A 4534-nucleotide genomic window follows, 5' to 3' on the forward strand; every position below is an offset into this window, starting at 1 on the left:
GGACGGTGCAGGCAGACCTTCCTGAGCTTGCCGATCTCGGAAGGCACGTGCAGACCTTTCGTCATGGCCTCCTACCTTTCTTTCGGGCCTTACTGGCCGAATGTATCAGCGCCCCTCCATATGGGACGCTGCTTGCTGACAGCTCTAGTTATATCCAAATTCCATTCGTAATGCTACCTCGCCCCCGAACGGTCAGCAAAGTACGATGAACGGTATATCGCATATGATTTCCCATGATGCACTTCAGTTTCGTAAAGCAGATTTTCCTAGGTAAACGTTATTTTTCTAGGAAATCAAGCTTGAACACTCAAAGTTATCCATGATTCAAAATTGCATAGTGAAAACGGTTTTCTGCATATAAATGACGCTTGCCCTCGATTCGACCTACATTCGATTATATTCAGCTTGCTATCATTCTTATTCATACATTCTCACCAGTTGAGTGAGGATATAGATCGCTTGCTCAAAGCACCGGACGTTAGTGCTTCGGCTTGTCAGCGTAAGAAGTAGGTAAAGATACCGTTCACGCGATACGTCCGTGCCAGCGGTCGACTAAATTGAGACAATAGTGAATTAGAGTTAGGCTACCGTCCCCTGCGGGGACTGAACGGACAGATGCATATGCCGAGCAAAATCGAAAAGAAACAAAAGGCCGCTAAGCTGCGCAAGCCGCCGCGCGACTTCTCGTACACGCAAAACCGAGAGCTTAGCTGGCTGCGCTTTGACAACCGCGTGCTTGAGGAAGCCTTCGACGAGACCGTTCCGCTGTTCGAGCGTCTAAAGTTCGTGTCGATTTTCGAGTCTAACCTCGACGAGTTTCTCATGGTGCGTGTGGGCGGCCTGTCCGATCTTGCAGAGCTCAAAAAACAGCCTGTCGACAACAAGAGCAATATGACCGCCTCCGAACAGGTCGATGCTGTCATGGCAGAGCTGCCCGGGCTCCTTACCCGTTGGGAGTCCATCTTTAAGAGCATCGAGGACAAGCTCGACGCTCTGGGCGTTCACCGCGCCCGCATCGATTCGCTTACGCCCGAGGAGCGCACCTTCGTAACCCGCTACTTCCAAGCCTACGTGTCGCCGGTCATCTCGCCGTTGGTCATTGACCCGCGCCATCCCTTCCCCAACCTGCGCAACGGCGCACTCTATCTGGCTTGTGGCCTGGACGGCGTCACCGACGAGGAGAGCCTGCTGGGCCTTATCGAGATTCCCACCTCGATGAACCGCGTGGTCGAGATCCCCTCGCCCACCGGCACCTACTCCTACATCTTGCTCGAGGACGTCATCCTCGCCTGCCTGGACAGTTGCTTTGGCTCCTATAAGCCGCTGGACCGCGCGCTGATCCGCGTCACCCGCAATGCCGATATCGACCCGGACGGCGAAGGCGTCGAGGAGGAAGAGGATTACCGCCAGCACATGAAGCGCATCCTCAAGAAGCGCCTGCGCCTGCAGCCGGTGGTGCTCGCCGTATCGGGCTCGCTCGAGAAGGCAACGCTCAAGACCATCCGCAAGGCGCTCGAGCTTTCTCGCCGCTCGGTCTTTACCTGCGATATCCCCCTTGACCTTGGCTACGTCTTTGGCATTGAGGGTAAGATTCCCGAGCACCTGCGCAATGAGCTCCTCTTTACGCCGTTTAAGCCGCAGCCCAATCCCACCATCGATATGGCCCGCTCCATCCGCGAGCAGGTGCTGCAGCACGACAAGCTGCTCTTTTACCCTTACGAGACAATGAACCCGTTCTTGGACCTGGTGCACGAAGCAGCCTATGACCCCGAGTGTATCTCGCTGCGCATCACGCTCTACCGTGTGGCAAAGCAGAGCCGTCTGTGCGAGTCGCTCATCGATGCTGCCGAAAACGGCAAAGAGGTCACGGTGCTCATGGAGCTTCGTGCCCGCTTTGACGAGCAAAACAACATCGAATGGGCCGAGCGCCTGGAAGAGGCCGGCTGCACCGTTATCTACGGCTCCGAGGGCTTTAAGTGCCACTCAAAGATCTGCCAGCTCACCTATCGCGAGGGCATGGCGCTTACCCGCCTGACGCTTTTGGGTACCGGCAACTTTAACGAGAAGACGGCCAAGCTCTACAGCGACTTTATGCTCATGACCGCGCATCCCGGCATCGGCGAGGACGCCAACCTGTTCTTCCGCAACCTGTCGCTGGGCAACCTGCGCGGCGACTACCGCTTCCTGGGCGTGGCGCCCGTGGGCCTCAAGCCGCTCATCATGCGCGGCCTGGACCGCGAGATTCAGCGCGCCCTTGTCGGCGAGCCCGCCCGCGTGTTCTTTAAGCTCAACTCGCTTACCGACCGCGAGGTCATCGACAAGATTGCCGAGGCATCGTGTGCCGGCGTGCGCGTGGACATGATCATTCGCGGCATCTCGTGCCTCAAGCCCGGTGTTCCGGGCAAGACCGAGAACGTGCACGTGCGATCCATCGTCGGACGTTTTTTGGAGCATGCGCGCGTCTATGCCTTTGGCGTGGACTCGGACATGATCTACCTGAGCTCGGCAGACATGATGACGCGCAACACCGAGCACCGCGTGGAGATCGCCTTCCCCGTGCTCGACCCCACCTGCCGCGCCCTGGTGCACGAGTACATGGGCATGCAGCTGCGCGACAACGTGAAGGCACGCAGCCTGACGAGTGACGGCACCTGGGTTCCGGTGGAGCGCAAAGAGGACGAGAAACCCTTCAACTCGCAGGAAGCTCTGCTGGAGCGCGCGTATCGCAACGCCGAGGCCGCCGCGCAGCAGCGCGCACAGGAGAAGGAACGTGTGGCCGAAAAAGTTATCCAGGACGAGATTGAACATGGGGCGGCTGCCAAACCGGAAGCGGTTGCCGCTCTCCCGGTGAATGAGCCCGAGGCTGCCGCAGAGCCCGCCGTGGAGAAAGCGCCCGAGGCCGCTACTGCGACTCCGGAGCCCGCCGCCGAGGCAAAGCCCGCCCCTGCTCCTGAGCCGCAGCCGGCCACACCCAAGGTCCAAGAGGTCCAGGCGACCGTCATTGAGCCCAAGCCTGCACCTGCACCTCAGCCCGAGCCGCAGGTCACCAAGCCCGCACCCGAGACGAGCGCCCGTCGCGATAAGCCCGCCGGCAAGACCAAGGCCATCGAGCGCCATCGCCCCGGTCGCGTGCGCATAGGCCTGGGCCTGATCGGCCTGGGTCTAAAGACGCTCATTACCGGCAAGACGAAATAGTCGTTTGTAGAAGCGCCCCGCATTTGAGGAAAGCCTCGGATGCGGGGCGCTTTTCCCTGCTACCATGGTGCGAATAACAACGCGAATGACAGGCAGGAATATGAAGCTCACTATAGAATCGATGACCTACGGCGCCGACGGGCTGGCGCACGCCGACAACGGCAAGGCCGTCTTTGTGCAGGGCGCCGTGGCAGGCGACACCGTCGAGGCCGAGGTCGTACAGGACGGCAAGTCGTTCATGCGTGCCCGCACCACCGAGATTCTGGAGCCAAGCCCCGATCGCATTCAGCCTCCCTGCCCCTTCGTGGGCATCTGCGGCGGCTGCTCGTGGGGCAATCTCTCACGCACGGCACAGCTCGCCGCCAAGGAGCAAAACCTGCGCTCCACGCTCGAGCGCATCGGCAAGTTCGCTCCTGAGCAGGTCGATGAGTTGGTACAGCCCATCTGCCACACCAAGGACGACTGGGGCTACCGCAATAAAATCGAGCTCGAACCGACCGTCGTCAACGGTCGCGTGCGTCTTGGCATGCACGGTGTCGACCCCAGCAAAATCGTGACCGTCGATACGTGCCCGCTGTTCGACAAGCGCTTCCCGAAGGCGCTCAAATCGGTCGTCGGCGCACTCAACTATCTAAGCGGCAGCCATGACTTGGGGCTCGAACGCGTGGGCATTCGCGCATCACGCCGCACCAAGGCACTCGAGGTCGCACTCTGGACGCCCACAGGCTCTTTTCCGCGCTCGCAGGTCTCCCGCGTGCTGGCGGACGCCGCTCACCCCACGAGCATCGTGCGCGTGATGAGCAAGGGCGAAAAGAAGGCCCGCCGTGTCTCCAAGGTCGAAATGCTCGCCGGAGAGGGCTCATGGACCGAGAATATCGCCGAGGGTCAGATGCGCTTGTCTGCCCCGTCTTTTTTCCAGGTCAACACCAAGGGTGCCGAGATTTTGATCGAGCTTGTCATGGAAGCACTCGACCCGCAGGAAGACGAGCTTGCCGTGGACCTGTACTGTGGTGCCGGCACCTTTACCCTGCCGCTCGCCCGCCGCTGCGACTTTGTCGCCGCCGTCGAGGCCTACGGCCCCGCCGTGCGCGACCTGCGCCGTAACCTGGAGATCAACAAGCTTGATAACGTCGACGTCATTGGCGGAGACGCGGTGCGCGAGTTCCCCGACCAGGATGCCGACGTCTTGGTGGTCGACCCGCCACGCGCAGGCCTCGCCCCCGAGGCGATCGACCTTATCGCCAGCACGAGTGCTCGCGATGTCGCCTACGTGAGCTGCGACCCGGCCACCCTGGCGCGCGATCTCAAACGCTTTGTCGAAGAAGGCACCTTCTTCCCC

The 4534-nt window shown here is 60.3% G+C and carries 2 protein-coding genes; both read left to right on the forward strand.

Annotated features, from left to right (window positions below; genetic code table 11):
- Positions 1-621: 621 nt before the first annotated feature.
- Positions 622-3195, forward strand: coding sequence for a polyphosphate kinase 1 (ppk1, locus tag AQ996_RS07780; RefSeq protein WP_253274625.1), 2574 nt, complete (start codon positions 622-624; stop codon positions 3193-3195).
- 85 nt (positions 3196-3280) lie between these two features.
- On the forward strand, positions 3281-4534 hold a 1254-nt coding region (gene rlmD / locus AQ996_RS07785; protein WP_082435578.1), incomplete at its 3' end, for a 23S rRNA (uracil(1939)-C(5))-methyltransferase RlmD.

Source organism: Collinsella aerofaciens (genome assembly GCF_001404695.1).
Taxonomy (GTDB): domain Bacteria; phylum Actinomycetota; class Coriobacteriia; order Coriobacteriales; family Coriobacteriaceae; genus Collinsella; species Collinsella aerofaciens_E.

Excerpts from the sequence above, each read along its gene's own strand:
- ppk1 (WP_253274625.1), top strand. The coding sequence starts at position 622 with ATGCCGAGCAAAATCGAAAAGAAACAAAAGGCCGCTAAGCTGCGCAAG.